This window comes from Methanolobus sp. ZRKC2, assembly GCF_045291185.1.
GTDB lineage: Archaea > Halobacteriota > Methanosarcinia > Methanosarcinales > Methanosarcinaceae > Methanolobus.
The window spans coordinates 1,972,132-1,990,143 of record NZ_CP146980.1 but is presented as its reverse complement, the minus strand read 5'-3'; the positions used below and the strand labels follow the sequence as shown (position 1 = coordinate 1,990,143).

General features: G+C 43.0%; 19 protein-coding genes and 1 tRNA gene. 10 read left to right on the top strand and 10 right to left on the bottom strand.

The features are described 5' to 3' along the window. Positions 1-171 precede the first annotated feature (171 nt). The 5 genes from V7O62_RS09390 to V7O62_RS09370 are packed head-to-tail and all read left to right on the top strand — an operon-like array spanning position 172 to position 5,112. Positions 172-1,134, top strand: a complete 963-nt coding sequence (locus tag V7O62_RS09390; RefSeq protein WP_406656053.1) for a CBS domain-containing protein — start codon at positions 172-174, stop codon at positions 1,132-1,134. A gap of 38 nt (positions 1,135-1,172) precedes the next feature. Beyond that, complete coding sequence (locus V7O62_RS09385) at positions 1,173-2,012, top strand: CBS domain-containing protein (RefSeq protein ID WP_406656052.1); 840 nt, start codon at positions 1,173-1,175, stop codon at positions 2,010-2,012. A gap of 54 nt (positions 2,013-2,066) precedes the next feature. Continuing rightward, positions 2,067-2,843, top strand: a complete 777-nt coding sequence (locus tag V7O62_RS09380; protein ID WP_406656050.1) for a CBS domain-containing protein — start codon at positions 2,067-2,069, stop codon at positions 2,841-2,843. Positions 2,844-2,858: 15 nt separating this feature from the next. Continuing rightward, a complete protein-coding gene (locus tag V7O62_RS09375) occupies positions 2,859-4,019 on the top strand; it encodes an RNA ligase (RefSeq protein WP_406656049.1) in 1,161 nt (386 codons plus the stop codon). A 55-nt stretch (positions 4,020-4,074) separates the two neighbouring features. After that, a complete protein-coding gene (locus V7O62_RS09370) occupies positions 4,075-5,112 on the top strand; it encodes an EF-Tu/IF-2/RF-3 family GTPase (RefSeq protein ID WP_406656047.1) in 1,038 nt (345 codons plus the stop codon). Between the two features lies 1 nt (position 5,113). Here the strand turns inward: V7O62_RS09370 and V7O62_RS09365 are convergent, their stop codons facing one another. After that, complete coding sequence (locus V7O62_RS09365; protein ID WP_406656046.1) at positions 5,114-5,629, bottom strand: hypothetical protein; 516 nt, start codon at positions 5,627-5,629, stop codon at positions 5,114-5,116. A 12-nt stretch (positions 5,630-5,641) separates the two neighbouring features. After that, positions 5,642-6,385: an RAD55 family ATPase gene (locus V7O62_RS09360; RefSeq protein ID WP_406656044.1), complete on the bottom strand. Its 744-nt coding sequence runs from the start codon at positions 6,383-6,385 to the stop codon at positions 5,642-5,644. Positions 6,386-6,491: 106 nt separating this feature from the next. Between V7O62_RS09360 and V7O62_RS09355 the strand changes: the two genes are divergently transcribed. Further along, the gene (locus V7O62_RS09355) at positions 6,492-7,523 is read left to right on the top strand and encodes a stage II sporulation protein M (RefSeq protein WP_406656043.1); all 1,032 of its coding nucleotides are present in this window, start codon (positions 6,492-6,494) and stop codon (positions 7,521-7,523) included. A 20-nt stretch (positions 7,524-7,543) separates the two neighbouring features. On the opposite strand, the gene V7O62_RS09350 is transcribed toward V7O62_RS09355, so the two are convergent. The 4 genes from V7O62_RS09350 to V7O62_RS09335 all read right to left on the bottom strand — a co-directional run bounded on the left by V7O62_RS09350 (position 7,544) and on the right by V7O62_RS09335 (position 11,550). Further along, entirely contained in the window at positions 7,544-8,578 is a 1,035-nt protein-coding gene (locus tag V7O62_RS09350) for a methionine synthase (RefSeq protein WP_406656042.1), read from the bottom strand. An 84-nt stretch (positions 8,579-8,662) separates the two neighbouring features. Beyond that, a complete protein-coding gene (locus tag V7O62_RS09345) occupies positions 8,663-9,049 on the bottom strand; it encodes a VOC family protein (RefSeq protein ID WP_406656040.1) in 387 nt (128 codons plus the stop codon). Positions 9,050-9,121: 72 nt separating this feature from the next. Beyond that, positions 9,122-9,427, bottom strand: coding sequence for a hypothetical protein (locus tag V7O62_RS09340; protein WP_406656039.1), 306 nt, complete (start codon positions 9,425-9,427; stop codon positions 9,122-9,124). A gap of 155 nt (positions 9,428-9,582) precedes the next feature. Next, positions 9,583-11,550, bottom strand: coding sequence for a sodium:solute symporter (locus V7O62_RS09335; RefSeq protein WP_406656037.1), 1,968 nt, complete (start codon positions 11,548-11,550; stop codon positions 9,583-9,585). 364 nt (positions 11,551-11,914) lie between these two features. Between V7O62_RS09335 and V7O62_RS09330 the strand changes: the two genes are divergently transcribed. Both V7O62_RS09330 and V7O62_RS09325 read left to right on the top strand, forming a co-directional pair. Further along, the gene (locus tag V7O62_RS09330; protein ID WP_406656036.1) at positions 11,915-13,198 is read left to right on the top strand and encodes a DNA double-strand break repair nuclease NurA; all 1,284 of its coding nucleotides are present in this window, start codon (positions 11,915-11,917) and stop codon (positions 13,196-13,198) included. Further along, positions 13,188-15,047, top strand: coding sequence for an ATP-binding protein (locus V7O62_RS09325; protein ID WP_406656035.1), 1,860 nt, complete (start codon positions 13,188-13,190; stop codon positions 15,045-15,047). Before V7O62_RS09330 ends, V7O62_RS09325 begins: the two co-directional genes overlap by 11 nt. Before the next feature lie 64 nt (positions 15,048-15,111). Here the strand turns inward: V7O62_RS09325 and V7O62_RS09320 are convergent, their stop codons facing one another. Beyond that, entirely contained in the window at positions 15,112-15,606 is a 495-nt protein-coding gene (locus tag V7O62_RS09320) for an RDD family protein (protein ID WP_406656034.1), read from the bottom strand. Between the two features lie 231 nt (positions 15,607-15,837). Here V7O62_RS09320 and V7O62_RS09315 point away from each other — a divergent pair. Beyond that, a tRNA-Lys gene (locus tag V7O62_RS09315) sits at positions 15,838-15,911 on the top strand. A gap of 124 nt (positions 15,912-16,035) precedes the next feature. After that, positions 16,036-16,206, top strand: coding sequence for a ribbon-helix-helix domain-containing protein (locus tag V7O62_RS09310; RefSeq protein WP_406656033.1), 171 nt, complete (start codon positions 16,036-16,038; stop codon positions 16,204-16,206). Between the two features lie 24 nt (positions 16,207-16,230). Here the strand turns inward: V7O62_RS09310 and V7O62_RS09305 are convergent, their stop codons facing one another. The 3 genes from V7O62_RS09305 to V7O62_RS09295 are packed head-to-tail and all read right to left on the bottom strand — an operon-like array spanning position 16,231 to position 18,002. Continuing rightward, positions 16,231-17,004: a sugar phosphate isomerase/epimerase family protein gene (locus tag V7O62_RS09305; RefSeq protein ID WP_406656032.1), complete on the bottom strand. Its 774-nt coding sequence runs from the start codon at positions 17,002-17,004 to the stop codon at positions 16,231-16,233. Positions 17,005-17,016: 12 nt separating this feature from the next. Beyond that, positions 17,017-17,460: an RNA-binding domain-containing protein gene (locus V7O62_RS09300; protein WP_406656031.1), complete on the bottom strand. Its 444-nt coding sequence runs from the start codon at positions 17,458-17,460 to the stop codon at positions 17,017-17,019. 5 nt (positions 17,461-17,465) lie between these two features. Next, positions 17,466-18,002: a dephospho-CoA kinase gene (locus V7O62_RS09295; RefSeq protein WP_406656030.1), complete on the bottom strand. Its 537-nt coding sequence runs from the start codon at positions 18,000-18,002 to the stop codon at positions 17,466-17,468. Positions 18,003-18,012: the final 10 nt, after the last annotated feature.

Genomic DNA, 18,012 nt, shown 5'->3' with positions numbered 1-18,012 from the left:
AAAGGCAGACATTATGGTTTATCTGTGTGCTGAAAAGTCTCATTTGCTACACATCTTCTTAATGAGAGGGACTACGACCTAAGTCGAAGTCACGACTGTCAAAGGTATGTAGAAGAATATTTCGGACAATTGACAGGTAAACCTGCAAATCCCAAGGGAGTTGGTGGTTACTTGAAAATACAGAAAAAAAGAAGTATGCCTGGTCAGGAACGACCATTGCTCAGCCAGAAAAAGAACACATTAAAGTGGAAATTCAACTGGAAAGGTCCGAAGATAATGAAAATTGTCTCAACTATGGATTTTGGCCCTGTTGACTTCATGGCCCGCATATCCAGGCATAATTGTGACATTATGATAGTAGCTACCGAAGAACCAATAACCTTGCCCCCTACAACGTCCATCTTCAATGCAGCAAGAATAATGAGCAAGGGCCGAATCAGCAAGATACCCGTAGCAGATACAGAAACTAATCACCTGGAAGGTATGATCACATCAACCGATACAATCAATTTCCTTACCAGTAACCCATATGCAGCGGCAAATACAGACATACGTTCTGTAATGCATGATGAAGCGATGTATCTGGAAAGAAAAGTAAGGGTTACAGACACTATCAAGATTATGAAAGAGAAAAACATCGGAGGAATTCCAGTTGTAGACGAACTAAGACACGTATGTGGAATCTGTACTGAGAAGGACTTCATGGGACTGGTTGCCGGAATCCCTGCAAACAGATCCATAAGCCAGTATATAAACAAAGCAGTAGAAAAAGTACCATCTTATTCAACTATTGAAAGTGCTGTAGTGACGATTGTCAGAAGAGGATTTCAGAAGATCCCTGTAATGAGTAAAGACAGACTTCTTGGGATTATAACAGCATCTGATATCCTTGGATATCTGACAACAGAACATGCCTTTGGGAACATTATTAAAGGCAACTTCCAGAAAAACCTGAAGAAACCCATCAGTTCTCTTATAAAAAAGAATGCTGAACCTATTTCTTCAGATGCTGACCTGGGGAAGGCGGCTCAAATCATGATCGACAATGAAGTTGGTTCACTTACGGTCATGAAGGATGGTATTTTTCACGGAATCGTTACCTCAAGGGATATCCTAAATGCGATATCCGAATGATTCGGGAAGATAAAAGATTTTAGAAATGGAGGAACAACATGAATGTTGGAGACATTATGAGTTCACCGGTCTATACCATAGAACCGGAAGAAAACGTGGCACATGCAAGAAGACTAATGCTGAAGCACAAGATAAGTACGCTTGTGGTCATCAGAAATGACAAAATGGCCGGCATAGTGACAAAGACCGACCTGAGCAAAAGACTTGCGCAGGCCGAGCCCATGTGGCGCAGAAGACCGATCGACAAGATCCCGGTAAACATGGTGATGAACGATGCTCCGATATCGATCTATCCTGAAGCTTCAATAACACAGGCAAGCAATCTAATGCTTGAAAACACGATCAATTCACTTGCAGTTGTAAAAGACAATGTTGTAGGGATTATCACAGGAACAGACATAATGAGGTACATATCTCAGCAGGACATCAACACAAAGGTTTCAGAGGTGATCGGCGACGATATCGTATTCGTACACAGACATCACACAATAAACCATGTGATACAGGAAATGGAAAAAAATGAGGTCAACAGGGTTATTGTGACCGACGATTCCGATGAAGCTGTGGGCATCATAACCACAAGCAATGTAGCGCTCAGCGCTATGGTTGACAATGAAGGAAAACTACCATCCAAGAGTATAAAAATGGCACGCAAGTCAACTCCGGCAGGACAGAAGACCTACAGGTATGTCAAGGAAGTCCCACTCGTAGCTGAAGACATTATGTCAGAGCTGCCATCAAGCGTCAATATTGATGATCCTGTCGTACAGGCTGCAAAGGTTATGATAGAGGAACATGTTATCGGCCTGCCTGTCATTAATGCGGATGAGATAGTAGGCATGGTCAGTAGAAGAGACATCCTGAAAGCTGCACAGTGAATAAGATAATGCACCGATTGAGTATGAATATAATTAAAACACGGAGGGAAAACAATGGAAGTTAGAGAAATCATGACAGAACCTATGTGCATTGATAAGGCAGACACGCTTTCCCATGCACTTGACGTAATGGAAAAAAAGGGAACAAGAAGGCTTCTTGTCACTCACAACGATAAATTCCTGGGAGTCCTTACAATGAGGAACATCACAAAGGAGCTTGGCACTCGCAAGAAGGGTAACAAGCCGGCTTCTTCCCTTCATGTGGCAACGGCAGTATCAAATAATTACGTGAAGGTACTTCCCGATACCAGACTAAATGATGCTGTCACTCTCATGGCAAAGAATGAAGGAGTGATAATTGTCTTTGAGAACGAGAAAGTTCTTGGATGGGTCACTCCGACAGAACTTCTGGAAAATAACAACCTCAACGGTTACGTCGCAGAGGTTATGCAGAAAAACCCGATCGTTGCCGGCCCTGCGGATCGTGTAAGTCATATAAGACACCTGATGCTTGACAATAATATCGGAAGAGTACCCGTTGTCGAGGGAGACAGGCTGGTGGGAATGGTCACTGAGAAGGATATTGCAAAAGCGATGCGTTCATTCCGTGATATTGTCGAGGGCAGCAAGCAGGACTCACGTATCAAAAATCTCATAGTCGAGGACATAATGAAAATCGGAGTCAAGACAGTTTACACCAACACTCCTACAAGTGATGTTGCTAAACTGATGCTCCAGGAAAATATAGGTGGCGTTCCGGTTGTCAACCTTGAGGAACAGATGGTGGGATTTGTCACAAGAAGAAGTATCGTTAACGGCCTTGCCCAATAAGAGCCTAAGAAAACCATGAACGGTGATATTGGAATAGATGTTGAGAAGGCGGCAGAATTCCTTGAACTGCCGCCATCCAGATTTTATAAGCTTCTTGATAAAAAGACCATCGTCCGCAATTGGGACGAGTATGAAGATATTTTGAGGTTTGACAACCATGTTTCCGGGATAGAAACAGGCAGCGTGCTTATTGAAAAAAATGATACTTTTGAAATGATAAGAGGCTTTCCCAAAATAAAACGTGCTATGATACTTATTCCTTCCATAGAGAAGAATTTCCAGGGTATTGAATCTGTTATTGTCGAAGAGAAAATGAACGGTTACAACGTTCGAGTAACGGAATACAAAGAAAAACTGATCGCTCTGACACGCAGTGGCCACGTTTGCCCATATTCTACGGAGCGTGCACAACACCTGCTTAACCATGATTTTTTCAGGGAGCACCCCGAACTTGTAGTCTATGGGGAAATGGCAGGTCCGGATAACCCTTATGTCCCAAAGGATATCTATGGGTTGGATTCCCTGGATTTTTTTGTTTTTGATATAAGATTCAAATCAGACGGATCACCCCTTCCTGTATCGGAACGAAGAAAACTCGCCAGCGATTATGGCTTCAGCCAGGTAGAGCTTTTCGGTGAATTCGATATTGAGGAAGCACCCGCCGAGATCACCAGGATAATTAAAGAACTTGGAGAAAAGGAGCATGAAGGCGTGGTTATCAAAGATCCTGAAATGGTATTGCAACCAATAAAATACACATGTTCCCAAAGTAACTGTGCCGACCTTCGCCATGCATTCAAATTCTACAACGATAGTGGCAGAGACTATATGTTCCCAAGGGTAGTAAGGGAAGGTTTCCAGTCGTTCGAGTGGAACGAAAGTGAGGAAGAACTCAAAAAACGCTGTCTCAGGCTCGGGGAAAGCATCCTCAGACCCATGATTCAATCGATCCGGGAAGTGCAAAGGAACGAGCGCATTTCTGATGAGGTTCGCATAAGGGTCAGAGACAGGGATACTATATACAAATTCAAGTCATACCTCGAAAGACTTGGTGTCGATGTTATCTTCAGTTCTCCTGAAAGGATAGGAGATGATTATCTGGTCAGGATAAGCAAGATTAACAGAAGCACAACTGACAAAACAAAGGGTATAATGGAAGGTCAGTTGTGGTCATGAAAAAGAAATATATCTAAAAAGACTTATTCGTAAGACCATACTCGAGGGTGCTTACATGACAAAGATTACTATAATCGGAAGTGAAAAAAGCGGAAAAACCACGCTTGCAGGAAAACTTGGCAAAAAGGGTAGTGTATCAGATATTACTATGTACGACTTTGCCAAAAACGAAAGAGTGCTTACGACAATCGATGCTACAGGATATCCCGCATCTCCAAAAGCACTTGTTACCGCCCTTAACCTTTCTGATATAGCAATCCTGTGTGTGCCTCCGGAAGGACTTGACCCTTTAGCTGCAGAATGTATCATTGCCCTGGACCTGTTAGGATACAAGCATGGAATGATTGTCCTGACAAAATCAGACCTTTCCTATCCCTTTGCCCTTGAGGAACTAAAAGAGAAACTCCAGAAGATCACAAAGGGAACTGCCCTTGAGAACTGGGAGTATCATACTATTTCCACAACCACCTTTGAAGGCATGGAAGAATTAAAAGAAATGATATTCACTCTTGATGAAAAGGTTGAGGCAGAACAAAGAAAGCAGGATGAACTACCTGCTCGTGTTGTCATTGACCAGTCTTTCAATGTCACAGGCATCGGATGCGTTGTACTTGGCGTAGTCTCACAGGGAACGATTAACGCGAAGGATAAGATGACTGCATACCCTGTCAAAAAAGGCCTTGAAATCCGTTCTATCCAGATGCACGATATAGATGTAAAAAGTGCTCCCACGGGTGCAAGAGTCGGCCTTGCTTTGAAGAGTATACAATCAAAGGATATAGACAGGGGTTTTGTTATTTCCAATGATGAAATAGTAGCAACCGACCTGACTCTTGAATGCACACTCTCACAATTAGCCAAAGAATTCCAGGTAGGAGACATGCTGCATCTTTTCGTAGGCCTGCAGTCCTCACCGGTAAAAGTGGTGAGCATAATCCAAGATGGAGAAAATTGTGAAACAGCAAAACCCGGAAAAAAATATGTTATCCAGCTCTCCGGTTCAAAAGAAATAGCCTACAGTAAAGGTGACAGGTTCGTTCTTGCAAACCTTGATGGGAAACAAAGATTCTTTGCAGCCGGATACAGTCAATAAATTACTTCTTTTTGGGAAGCAGATGCTTGGAACCCTCAATAACAGGGGGTCTTTCAACTGCTTTTGTGAGCTGTACATTGTCAGGCAGGTCTGTGAGAGTTGGCTGTTGTATTGCGCCGGAAGAGCTCTCAAGGGATATTCTTGGAACTGTAAAACCGGAATCATTCTTCGAAAAGGATGCAATCTGAGCCAGACGGTCCGTTGTCAGTCCTGAAAAATCCGGTTCCACTTTACTGTCTTTGCCTGTTCCCCTGTAGAGACCTGATTTTGTATCCCTGTCTTTTGCCTTGGAACCTTCTTCCTTGCCTTTTATGTAACTTTCACGAGCAAAGTCCCTCAGGTCATATTCCTCAGCAAATCCGTAGAGTTTGTTGAGCTGTTCCTGGACCCAGCCTATTTCCGAATGCCTGTGGTAACCTACTTCATACCCTAGCTTGTAAGAAACTTCTGCAAGATGATGTCTTTCTTCTTCAGATATCTTCTTGCTTTCTTTCTCTCGTTTGAATAATGCGACCATTGAAAACAACCATTATTCCAGATATCCTTCGATCTTAAGCCCGTTTTCCGAGAAATTGACTGCACGCATATTACAATCATGTCTTGTACCGCGCATCTTGATCAACTGGATGGCACGTGTCATGGTCTTATCATACAGGAAATTGTGCATGAAAATGACACCGTGTGCAGCAAACTGCTCAGTAGAATACGCTGTGGGGTCTGTCATTTCAGACAGGAGTACTGTAGTACAGCCAAGTTTCTTAAGGTTCCTTATGAACCTGCTCATCTCTTTTTCCTGCAAAGAGAAATCATTTGTAGTAAATCTTATAGCTGAAACAGAATCAATAACAAGCCTTTTTACATCATATTCGGAAACATATGCCGCAATCTCCTTGAAAACCATTGAAGGCGAAGGAGCCTCACTTTCGATGGATGCCCTGCCTACGTTGTAATCCGGAGTGATGAACTCATTAAGTTCATCCATGTATCCGTATTCCATCCTTGGACCAAGATCCGCAAAGAGAAGTTTTTGCCCTTTTATGAGTGCGGGAATGTTTAGAGAAAAATTGGACATATCGTCGATAATGTTCTGAGGACATTCAAGCAACGTTGCATATAATCCTACTTCACCCCTTGATGCCCCACTTGCGAGGAACTGAACACCAAATGTCGTTTTTCCGCTACCGGGAGGACCACTCAACACATAGACTCTCTCTGACAGGAGACCTCCCTGTACCAGCTCATCAAATCCCTCTATTCCTGTAGGTATTCTCATAATACTGCCTCATTGAGTAACTAGACTAATATAGTTTTATGTGTATTATAACATTGCTATATATTTTAATGTATCGGATATCTTTTATAAAATAGACGCGAAATAAATGGCCGTAGAAATGCCGGAATATAATCAAAAATTTCAAATCAAGAATAAAGACCTGATGTGGTCTGCAAAGACCTTTACTTCATCAATACTGATATCATTAGTATTCAGCATGATACTGTACACATTCATGCTGGCAGTATCGGAACCGGCTCCCGTAAGTGAGGCAATCACATCCACAGCCTCGGCTGCGACAGCCAAGGTAGTGGTCACTGCGGAATATATCAATCCTATGTGGGCTATCTTCATTTTCAACAGTCTGGCGGTTTTCAGTGCCTCAGTTGGTACGGGACTGTTCCTGCTTATCCATCCTTTGCTTGTCAGGGATATAGAATTGAGAACCGACAATAGGGTATACTCTTTTTTTTCAGTCAGCTTCGAAAAACTACTTATGCCTCTCAACAGGCTTCTCCAGAAAATCGTATCTTCCAGAGACCAAGATTTTTCAGCATTGAGCAAAACCGGCAGTGAAAGAGAAGGAACTATCTGGCAATACTGCGGGTATGAAAAAGATGACTACCGGATGTTTGCTTATATGCTCCCACACATCGTACCCTTAATGATACTTGTCGTTAACGGCTTTTTAATAGGAATCTTGCTGGCATTCTTCATATTCGACGGAGCTATGACGGGCTTCCGGTTATTCGGGGAAAAAGGAATCATAGTCGGACTGCTTTATAATGTCACTTACTTTTTCATCTCTATCGTCCCCCACGGCATCATAGAGATACCTGTTATCCTGCTTGCCGCTGCAGTGGGCCGTAGATTTGCCTATATCCAGTCCCATGAGGTCATAGACAAAGAACTCTTCCTCGGAGACAGCATTGAAAGTCTGAAAAATGATGTCTCAAATGTGATGAGTACGGTGAAAGAATACCTGAACTCCCGGTATCTGTGGAAGAGTTTTGCCCTGATGGCAATCATGCTGCTTATAGCTGCATATATTGAAACATATGTGACTCTGAGAATTTCAGAAAATGTTATGTATTTACTTGATTCCGGAATCGACACGTACTTTACAGGAAACCAGTAAAACATTTTCGCATAAAGGTTTTACAGTCCTTTTTTAAAGTCTGCCAGACTCTCTGCTGCATTTCTGAGAAGTTGCGCAGCTATATCCTGACCTGGCCATGAGCCCAATCCGCAATCCGGTCCGGCGTACTTTATTCTTTCACCAAAGATAGAGTATGCCTTTTCAAGCCTCTTTTTAATGATTTCAGGAGTCTCCATTTGTGTGATTATCTCTTCCATATGTTCCTGATCTTTCCAGACATTGGTATTGTACTTCTCGTTAAGCACTGCAACAAGATTGAAGATATCCGTTCTTGCAATTCCCACCCTCAGGAAGGAATCGCTATCCTCAATTTCCTTTTTCTCTATCAGGTCGAGGTATGAAGGAGTTGCTGCGGATTCCACACCAATAACACTGATATTCTCAGCCTGGCAGGCGAGCTTGTAATGTAAGGGTGAATGCAGATGTATTTCCACATCAAGACCGGCCTTTTTTGCAGAACTGCATGCAACATCCATAGCTTTCACAAGGTCGTTATCAGAGAACATGACCTGGGGATTTATACCGATGCTTGGCTCATCAATAGAAATAGTCCTTATGTTGAAATCCTTCGCGTTGGAAAGCGAATTTTTCACAAAACGATCGACACTTTCTGCAAGTACGTTCAATATGTCAACGTATTCAGTACCTCCAAATTCTTTGAGATAAAGTTCAAGAGGACCTGTGACACAGACACGTACATCGAGTTTTTCCCCGTACTCTTCCCTGTAGAGCTTTGCAACGGATTCAATTGCTTCGAGCTCAATGATACGGGCATTGGCAAGTTTCACTTTGAATGGTTCTTCAGTGCAATCCGAATCTCTAATGATTGACAGGAACTGTTCATTCATATCCTGATATTGCGGATAGGTGGGGACTTCCACGCCGGCTTCTACCTTCTTCATAAAAGCATCGTTTATGATCCTGAAGAGGCCTGCATCGTTCTTTTTTTCTGAGAACTTATCTACCATCCATTCTTTGGACGTCCCTGCCGGAAGAGGAAAACTGCCAATATCATCAAAGATAATCTCTGCCATGGCAGCATTATTATCTTATATTTCACTTATAAGTTTTGAGTGATAAAAAAATCTGTTCAGTTTAGAAATAAAAGATATTGCAAATCATTTAATGTCCACAAATATCTCATGTATGTTACCGTCAGGATCTGAAAATAATGCGGTTCTCTGGTCCCATGGCATATTTCGTGGCTCTTGAACAGCATTGCCGCCGTTTGAAATTATATACTGATATGACCTATCGATATCATCAAGGTCTTTGCATTTGAATGCCAGTTCAAAAGACTGACCCATGCTTTTCTTTTTGTATTCTTCACTATACTCATACATGACTTCTCTGGTGCAAAGAGCAAACCTGGCACCCTCATTTTCAAATTCTATGTATTCTCCAAGATCATTTTCAATTTTGAATCCCAAAACTTTGTTATAAAATTCTTTCATCGGACTAATGTCATCCGTCCATATCGTAATCAAATTAACTCTTGCTTCCATTCTGTTACCCTTCAGCATCCTGCTATTAAGCAATGGAAAATAAAAAACAAAAGCCAGTAACAAATACCAGCCTTACTTCTTCACAGCAGAAGCGATCTTTGTAATATAATAATTGATACACAACTGGGAATAATCCAGAGACCTGGGAGACATATGGGAAATTATCTCATTTGCATCCCTTTCAGTTTTCTGCTCGTTCTTTGGTATCCCATACGTCTCACGGTGATAGGATACTTTTTGAAGCATAATGTTCTGGAGTTCCACAACATCAAACTTCTCTTCAGAGCTCAGATTTTCAAAACCTTCTTTTAAGGATTGAAGTTCTTCACGGTTAAACTCAGTTACTTCAGTATCTAAAATAGGATTTTTTAGCTCCATTATACCACCGGGAGAAACTATGTAATTAACATTAAAATAATTATCCTTCTCACATTCTATGTATTTTATGGGTGTGAATCAAAAACAAAAATCTTGTATTTGCCTGAAAAATAGAAATTAGGAAGCTTTAGGCAATAGCCTAAAGCAAAAAGAGTTCAGGCTTCTTCAGGTGTTGGCAGGGTCAGGAGTATACCGATATTTTCCAGAGCCTGCGAAACCTGTTTGAAAGCACTGAAGAACTCCTTTCCATGATTTTCCAAATCCTGTGCCATCGGTTCGGAAGCAAACCATATTTCCTTTTCAGTTTCTCCACGGCTGAGGGATACACAGGCAAGCATATCACCCTTTGTCAACCTGTAAACTGAATTTACGCCTGTAGGTGTTACCCAGGAAGGATGAATGGTTTTGAGCTCACCTACGAACTTGTCCCAGTTAACCGTTGCAGATGCCTCCAGGTTAAGCTTGAAGATAGCACGGTCACCTGTAACTTCTCTTTCAAGGCTGCCAATCAGTTTCTTGTACTGAGGATCGGATTCTTCGATAACGAACTCTTCTTTTGCAAGCTTTTCAGCTTCATCTGCAAAGAAAGGTGCCAGGTGGATTGTATCAGATGGCTGTGTTGCAAGAGAAACTCCGAAGAAGGAAATTCCACTCAGGAGCATTCCGATAATTACTCCATGATTCGCAAGCAACGGACTGATTGCAGAAAGGGAACCGATCGCCAGCAGAGGGGTACTTGAATAGTCGATTAGAGTGAATGATATCTGTGCTATCGCACCGACTATAAGTCCTGCAAGAGCACCTTCCTTTGTTGCACGCTTCCAGTACAGACCTCCCATAAGAGGGAAGAAATATGATGCGCTTGCAATGAAAGTAGCTATGTGGATAGCCTCGATGATACCCTGAATGTAAAAGGACAGTACAGTTGCAGCAGCGATGATTATCAGTACGCTTATCCTGTTGATAGCCATCATTTCTTTCATGGTTGCATCAGGTTTTATGTACCTCTGGTATATGTCACGGGAAAGACATGAAGCACCGGATGTTGCAAACGTGTCAGCAGAAGACATTGCAGCTGCGGCCAGGCCTACACCTGCAAGGCCGATTCCAAGAGGTGTGAGAGTGTCTGAAATGAATACTAGCAATGCCGGCTCTGCCTGTGCCATGGCTCCCATACCAATGGTTGCCATAGAGGCAGATATCTCAGGATACAGGTAATTAAGACCCACAGCAATTACCGTACATACAACACCAAAGATAAGGAAAATACAGAAAGAACCAAGTATCATACCTGTCCTTGCAGACTTTTCATCTTTTGCTGCCCATACCCTCTGCCACGGGTCCTGCTCCGTAACCCATCCGGGAATTATCGCAATTAAGAAGACTATTGCAGCAAGCAAACCAAAGATAGCGGGGTCTCCTGCAGGAAGTCCGAAGTTGAAGGCATCCCACCAGCTTGACGGAACACTGGCAAAGAGATCGGATGTCCCGATGCCAGGAACAGAATCAGTTCCTGTCATAGTTGCATTCATGACTACCAGAGCGATCGCTATTGAGAAGGTAGCCAGCAGGATGAATTGCAACATGTCGGTCCATATTACAGCTGAGAATCCTCCAAGAGTCACATACAGGGAAATGGCAATAGCTACTATAGCAGCAGCATAAACCGGATCAAGGCCAAAGAAGATACTAAGCACAAGTGAAAAACCGATTATATCGGCTACCGCAAAAAGAATCATAACAATAGCAATGATAATTGCAACCGGAGCTCGAATAGAACTGCTGTATCTCTGCTCCAGTAATTCCGGCTGAGTGATAGCAGGCAGATGTTTGATTTTACCTACAAGCAGGGCAATGAGCAACAGGGCCAGGACATTCGGAGCAACGAATCCCCAGACAGAACCCATACCAAGCAACATATAAAGACCAATGACAGCAAGAATTCCTCCGGCTGTCATCCATGAAGATGCGGCTGAAAAACCGACTGCTATCGAACTTACCTTACGTCCGGCAAGCCAAAAGTCGGTCACAGACTTTTGTTTTTTTGAGAAATATACCCCAATGGATATCAGCCCAATTAAATAGACTGCCATCAGTATTATAAAGATCATATAATTTTCCATAACTACAACCTCTTTTGTTAGTTTTAACCCGTTTTTAAACAAATGCGGGCCAAAGCTTTGGATATAATTGGTATAGTCCTTATATAGAGTTCTATATAAGGGTTTTCAAAAAGTGCAATTTAAATCTATAACAAGGCAAGAATATTTGACTTTCATTGGGAAGAGCGCTATTTGCTTTTAAGTTATCTGAATTTCATGTTGAATGACAAAAATAATTTAATTGTGAATTGAAGAAGCAGACTTATATATAGACTCTAAAATATTATTGCCTGCCAATTCCTGGAAAGGTCTTCGTTACTCGAAGGAACATGTCTTCAGACTTTGGAACAAAACAATATTAGCATCAAGGAAGTATCCCTAGCCCATGACCCTTGAACCCGTTCACATTAAAGAGATACACGATCTTGTGTCACGTATCGATTCATGCCTCAGGAATGACGAGTCTGATGACGATGACACGGATAGCGTAAAAGATATACTGAAACTTCTGGGTGAGCTCAGGTACGAAGGGAAGACCGTCCTCAAGGCGATTGGAAAAGTCAAACGTGGCAAAGCAAGTATTGAAAGGATGATCGGCTCAGAAGATCCTTTCGGAATCAGTTACGCTTGTGACAGTGGAAGTACTACCGCGAGAACCTTCGATAACGGCCTGTATGTTGATTTCTGCCACTGTGCCCTGGCATCCAGTCCTACGGACCTGGAAATTCACAATATGCGCACTATCGTTGCGGCTACATATACAGCAAGCAGGAAAGTGACCATTGACACAAGCAGCAACTGGGAATTGTTTGATTCGGGAGCAGGACGCAAAAAGATCATTCGCATCCAGCCGGGAATCCTGAATAAGAAGACTAATGACATGCTCCACGATATCGCACTTTACCTCTGTGAATCCGAGCATCTTTTATGGATGCTGGAAAAAATGCAGGATGAAAGTTTCCTTATCATGGACGGACCCATCTACCCCAAACGCCTGATGTACTGGATGGTAGTTGCGTCCGATGACATACAGATACGGACTGATCCCCACAGTGAAAAGGTCCTCCAGAACTACATTGATATCATGGACCATCATATCGGCACACAGAAACCTCTTGTGGGTTTTGTTAAGAACCCCGAGGATATGCAGATAATGCAGATCCTGAAAAAGAAGGAAAGTGACCTTGATCTGCCCTGGATGCTGGATGCCCAGTTCTTCAAGAATGCTCTCTCTCCTGAGAAGGCAGGGATCAAAAGTAAAGATGCTAGAAAGTACATAACGTATACCAACTGGTTTTTGCAGCCAAACCAGTTCTATGAAAAAATGATCAATACCACCTCTCCACTGGTGAGGGATAAGCTCAGTCATAAGTTTCCGGCGGAAGATTATTCTCTGGCTTTTTTCATGGTGCTTGTGCCTTCCATGAATACTATTTTCAAGATAGAGTCGCCTTATGGCCTTGTAAAAAACGAAGATATGAGAAAACTGATAACAAGAAAAGTGCTCTATGACATAGCACTCAATGGCATACCGAAAACCCTGTCAAAGGCTGATTCAGTGGCAAAGATACAGTTGTCTGAGCGGCGCCAGATAATTGACAGGTTCAAAAATTCAAGGATCGACACCAATTATAACGACATCAGATGGGGTGAAATGGATGAGAGATGAGGACATACTGGCTTTTGTTCCAAAAGAAGAAGGAAGCAGAGCTCAAGGCATAAAAAAGGAAAAGGAAGAGAATGCTTTTCTTAAGGAAAAATCCAGAGAACATCACCACGAATTGCAAAGTGATTTTGAGGATTATGATCCGGAGAGCAAAATCATCTCCACTTCCACAAACAACGGCTTTGAAACTGCCTTTGGTATAATCACAACAGGTATCGACCCACTGGAGATTACAGAATCCGGTGCAAGAATCACCGGATACATTACAACATCAAGTCGTGGGGACATACGCCTGGGAACCTATGTCCTTGTACCCTACGGAGATGAGGACCTTTTTGCCAGGATATGGAAACTGCAATATCTGCAGGAATATGCAGTTGACGATGCTACAGAGATCCACTCACGCAGGATGCTACAGTTCAATCACACGGATGAAGTGGACTACAAATTCCTTGCATACCTGGACCCCATTTGTATACTCTACGAACAAAAGACAGCAAATGGAAGCTTCCTTGCCAGGAGAATGGGAGACAGGATTCCACGTCCTAACACACCAATACTGCCGGTCACTGAGAAGATGAAGATACAGACCGGTCTCAACATACCCAAAGAAGGCATCTTCCTTGGACACTTAAGTGTCGGGGGAGAACTTGTGAAGACACATGCAGTACCCCCTACGGTTCCGTATTACCTTAGAAACGACTACTCCATGGGCGATCCCCTGATTTTCAGGCACATGCTGGTATGTGGAAGTACAGGTACCGGAAAGACTTTCCTTACAAAGAATATCCTCCGCCAGTTCATGAACGAGGAGAACAGGTATAACCTGCGAGGTTCCCCGGAGAAGAAGAATCCCTGCCTTGTGGTGATGGACCCCCAGGATGAATATTCGCAACTGTTCGAGAACAATCCCGAGCTTACGTCTGACGATGATTTCACATTCAGGGCCGAGAAAGTTAACTACGGAGCCTGTAAGAATACAAAAACCTTTGTTGCAAAAATTGACGGGGAAGCCTATAAAGGAAGGTCAAGGGCCGAACAAATCGAGTTTACCATACCCTTTGAGATGGTACGCAACAATTCCTGGCTTATAGCACCCGTGGGCATGACCGAACTGCAGTACGTGGGTGTGGACCTGCTGCTTGATGACTATTTCAAGAGAGGAGGACAGCATACATATAGCGGCTTTATTGACTTCGTGGGTGATGATGCCGCAAGGGATCACTACGTAGAGAGTGGAAAGATACACGAGTCATCCTACGATGGTATCGTACGCAGGGTAAAGAATCGTGCTCTTTCAAGAGTATTTGACCAGCCTGCAAGACCTATCACCGAGATTCTGGGCCAGATATTCAAGCCTGGACAGGTCAGCGTCTTCCCAACCGAGTACATTACCAGTTCCCGAATACGCGACCTGATAACCCTCACTTTGATGAGCATGATTGTGGACAACAAGCTCAACACCTCGGGAGAAACTGCGGTGAAGGAAACACCCATCATCCTGGGTCTTGATGAAGCACACCGCTACCTTGCAAAAGCAGGTGGAGAGCACTCAAGGATGCTCATTTCCAAGTTTGCAGATGCTGCACGCCAAGGCAGAAAAGAAGGTCTTGGACTTTTCCTTATTACCCAGGACCCTCAGGATATCGATGAGACAGTCTTCAAGCAAATCAACACACGCATCATTCTCAACCTCAGCAACGATGCAGCCATAAGTACCATGAAAGTGAAAAAAGAGTTCGAAAAGCGCATTCCATACCTAAAGAAAGGTCAGATGATAATCCAGAGTCCTGATAACAGTGACATGGTGGAGATTGTCGGGCTGTCAAAATGTGTTGTGAAGCATGTTTGATAGGGTTTGAGCCTTATTGACTAACTTTTAGAAAAGAAAAATGAAAGCTTCCTCTTGGAAACTTTTATTCGCGAATTACTGCCGTTCCAACAGCCATATCATAAAGGCCCTGCTTTTTTTTGGAAAAAATTATAGCCAGATATCCAATTCCAAAGATAGCACCAGTTATCGTTTTAAGAAAATATCTGGCAGTTGCTTTTCCAAAAGATATTCTATTACCTTCGAGATCTGTTACTTTAACACTAAGAAATTGCTTACCAAAAGTTGCTTGATATGATGAACTCTCAAGACCAGCAAAATAAGTGATTCCAATTACCAAATGAAGTAAACTAAAAGATGCAAAAAGCAGATAAAATGAATCGTAAAAGAAATACATAATAACAGGGCTAATAACAAGAAGAACTATGCGACTGACGATGCCCAGTATTATGCCGTCAATAAATAAAGCTCCAAACCTTCTCCAAAAACCTACGCAAGGAAGAGCGCCGGTAGGTTTACAACATATACCGCATGAGACTGCAGTGTCTTCATTAAAAGTACCACAATTGGGACAATACATTATTAAAAACTCCAATTGTATAATTATATTTCTTTAATAATAAGTGTTTTTATTTTATTAGATAGTTTCTAAACTTGAGATGAAAATTGTTCCGTATCAAAAAATTCGTCTCAATATGGAGGAAATATAGAACACGATTACAAACGGAAGGCAAAAAACAGGGATGTTTGCCACATTCACCGAAACCTATATATGAAGCAATTACGTATGGGAGTCTCGCTCACTCAGCGCGGGCCGGTAGCTTAGCCAGGAAGAGCGACGGACTCTTAATCCGTAGGCCAGGGGTTCAAATCCCTTCCGGCTCGCATTAATTCTTCTTTTCATTTTATCAGGCATTGAGCTTGGATTTTCTTTCTAAAAGGCTTAAGCCATTAGTTTTATCTACATCTGTTAGTTTATCCATTAACACGTATTTTAAAAGGTGAAACCATGCCAAAAGTGAGTGTTGACATTCCACAGGAACTCCTCAATGATCTTAACGAACACGTAGGGGATAACAAGAAATTCGTTACGCAGGCAGATGCTATAAGAACTGCCATCCGCAAAATGCTGGACCAGATGGACAGCATAGACCGCAGGCATGGCAGGCTTGAAGAATAAAACAAAAATACATTTTTTACTTAATCACAGGCTTTTCAAAAACTCAACACACTGCCTACCTTCCTCTAGATCACCCATCTCCGTAACCATGAAGCCTTTGTAGCCTGAAAGACTCTCCATAAGTTTTTTCCAGTTGATATTGCCCTGTCCAAGGGGAAGATGCTCGTCATGTGCACCATAGTTGTCGTGGATATGCATGTGTGAGAGCTTGCTTTTGCACTTTTCCACAAATTCATTCACCAGGCCCATTGTGTTTGCATGTCCTACATCCAGGGTCATGCCTACATTTTTCCGGTCAGTTCGCTCAAGAATTTCCAGCATATCTTCCGGTCTCTGGCCGAATATTTTGGGAAAATTCGGCATGTTTTCTACTGCAATAGTAATACCCAGGTCTTCCGCATGATCGCATAAGATCTGAATCGAGCCAATACTTGTCTGCATTGCCTTCTCAGGAAGCTTTGCACCGTATGGAGAAAGATAACCCGGATGCAGTACCGCAACCTCTACAAGACCCGAAGCCATCTGGAGGTAATGCTCCATTTGCCGCAGGACCTCGTTGTGTATTCCCGGATTGAGGCTTGCAAGGTTCATATCAGAGAACGGCAGGTGCATACTCAGTTTAAGATTTGTTGTCTCCTTGATCTCCCTGACCTGTGGGAGATTCTCATCTGTCAGGCATTGGGAACCTTCCTGTACGATCTCCCATCCCTTGTATCCAATATCCTCAAGTTCGTACGCCCACAAAAACGGGTCATCTAAAACTGCGCGTGATGAAAAACTCAGGTTCCTGATCCTCATAAACAAAGCTCCTTAAACGCTATCAATGTTGATTTCAAAGTCTGGAATTCCGTTTTCTGTGGGAGGGGTCAGCCAGTCGAAGAATCTTTCCATCTCTTTTTCGGAATCTGCGACTACCTCTATATTTATAGAACCAAGAGGCTCTTCCTTTGCAGGGTAGTTCAGGCGACCGACAGTTGCTACCTGCTTGCTGATGATAAATGAAGTGGACAGACCATCCTCCGACAAACCTACATTTAACCGGGTGCGGGATGTATCGATGATCTCCTCTTCCCTGATAAGGTTATGAAGACTTGTGAGTGCAAACTTATCACCTTCTCCTGAGAAAGTAGAACTGCACTCTGACAGCTTCTCTTCCACAAGCTCGATATCCGGGAAGATATTATTGATTGCCTCACAGACCTTTTCCCTGTCCTCCGTGGGGTTCACATTCGCAGAAACTGTAACCTTTATCATTGCATCTATTCCAGAAGTGCTGTTATCTTTTCCGTAAACTCTTCAAGGGTTGAATTATTGGTGATAACGATATCCGCCACTTTCATAGCTTCACCCATCCCCCAGCCAAGCTCCCTCTCATCCCTGACCTTAAGGGCATCGATGTCCTGCATATCGTCGCTTCTTCCACGGGCCATCACTCTTGCAAAGCGGACCTCAAGGGGAGAATCAATGGATACGAGGGTGAAATCTTCCCCGAAGGCTTTCTTGAAACATTCCACTTCCGGCACACTCCTGACACCATCTATGCCAATGAAATCCGAATTTGCATCTTTTATTTTCGGTACACAACGACATGCAACGGCATCCCTGCCTTCCTTTTCACGAAGATCTGTACCGACGCCGCCGGTATTGGCATCAGTGGGCTCCAGTCCCCTGCGGACAACTTCTTCCCTGATGACATCACCCATGTTTATAACTGCAATCCCCTTGCGGTGCAGGACCGCAGAAGCCTCTGATTTACCCGAGGCCGGCATACCTACAAAAGCTAGTATTCTGGTCATTGATTAACCT

Excerpts from the sequence above, each read along its gene's own strand:
- V7O62_RS09385 (WP_406656052.1), top strand. The coding sequence starts at position 1,173 with ATGAATGTTGGAGACATTATGAGTTCACCGGTCTATACCATAGAACCG.
- V7O62_RS09380 (WP_406656050.1), top strand. The coding sequence starts at position 2,067 with ATGGAAGTTAGAGAAATCATGACAGAACCTATGTGCATTGATAAGGCA.
- V7O62_RS09375 (WP_406656049.1), top strand. The coding sequence starts at position 2,859 with ATGAACGGTGATATTGGAATAGATGTTGAGAAGGCGGCAGAATTCCTT.
- V7O62_RS09370 (WP_406656047.1), top strand. The coding sequence starts at position 4,075 with ATGACAAAGATTACTATAATCGGAAGTGAAAAAAGCGGAAAAACCACG.
- V7O62_RS09365 (WP_406656046.1), bottom strand. The coding sequence starts at position 5,629 with ATGGTCGCATTATTCAAACGAGAGAAAGAAAGCAAGAAGATATCTGAA.
- V7O62_RS09360 (WP_406656044.1), bottom strand. The coding sequence starts at position 6,385 with ATGAGAATACCTACAGGAATAGAGGGATTTGATGAGCTGGTACAGGGA.
- V7O62_RS09355 (WP_406656043.1), top strand. The coding sequence starts at position 6,492 with ATGGCCGTAGAAATGCCGGAATATAATCAAAAATTTCAAATCAAGAAT.
- V7O62_RS09350 (WP_406656042.1), bottom strand. The coding sequence starts at position 8,578 with ATGGCAGAGATTATCTTTGATGATATTGGCAGTTTTCCTCTTCCGGCA.
- V7O62_RS09345 (WP_406656040.1), bottom strand. The coding sequence starts at position 9,049 with ATGGAAGCAAGAGTTAATTTGATTACGATATGGACGGATGACATTAGT.
- V7O62_RS09340 (WP_406656039.1), bottom strand. The coding sequence starts at position 9,427 with ATGGAGCTAAAAAATCCTATTTTAGATACTGAAGTAACTGAGTTTAAC.
- V7O62_RS09335 (WP_406656037.1), bottom strand. The coding sequence starts at position 11,550 with ATGGAAAATTATATGATCTTTATAATACTGATGGCAGTCTATTTAATT.
- V7O62_RS09330 (WP_406656036.1), top strand. The coding sequence starts at position 11,915 with ATGACCCTTGAACCCGTTCACATTAAAGAGATACACGATCTTGTGTCA.
- V7O62_RS09325 (WP_406656035.1), top strand. The coding sequence starts at position 13,188 with ATGAGAGATGAGGACATACTGGCTTTTGTTCCAAAAGAAGAAGGAAGC.
- V7O62_RS09320 (WP_406656034.1), bottom strand. The coding sequence starts at position 15,606 with ATGTATTGTCCCAATTGTGGTACTTTTAATGAAGACACTGCAGTCTCA.
- V7O62_RS09310 (WP_406656033.1), top strand. The coding sequence starts at position 16,036 with ATGCCAAAAGTGAGTGTTGACATTCCACAGGAACTCCTCAATGATCTT.
- V7O62_RS09305 (WP_406656032.1), bottom strand. The coding sequence starts at position 17,004 with ATGAGGATCAGGAACCTGAGTTTTTCATCACGCGCAGTTTTAGATGAC.
- V7O62_RS09300 (WP_406656031.1), bottom strand. The coding sequence starts at position 17,460 with ATGATAAAGGTTACAGTTTCTGCGAATGTGAACCCCACGGAGGACAGG.
- V7O62_RS09295 (WP_406656030.1), bottom strand. The coding sequence starts at position 18,002 with ATGACCAGAATACTAGCTTTTGTAGGTATGCCGGCCTCGGGTAAATCA.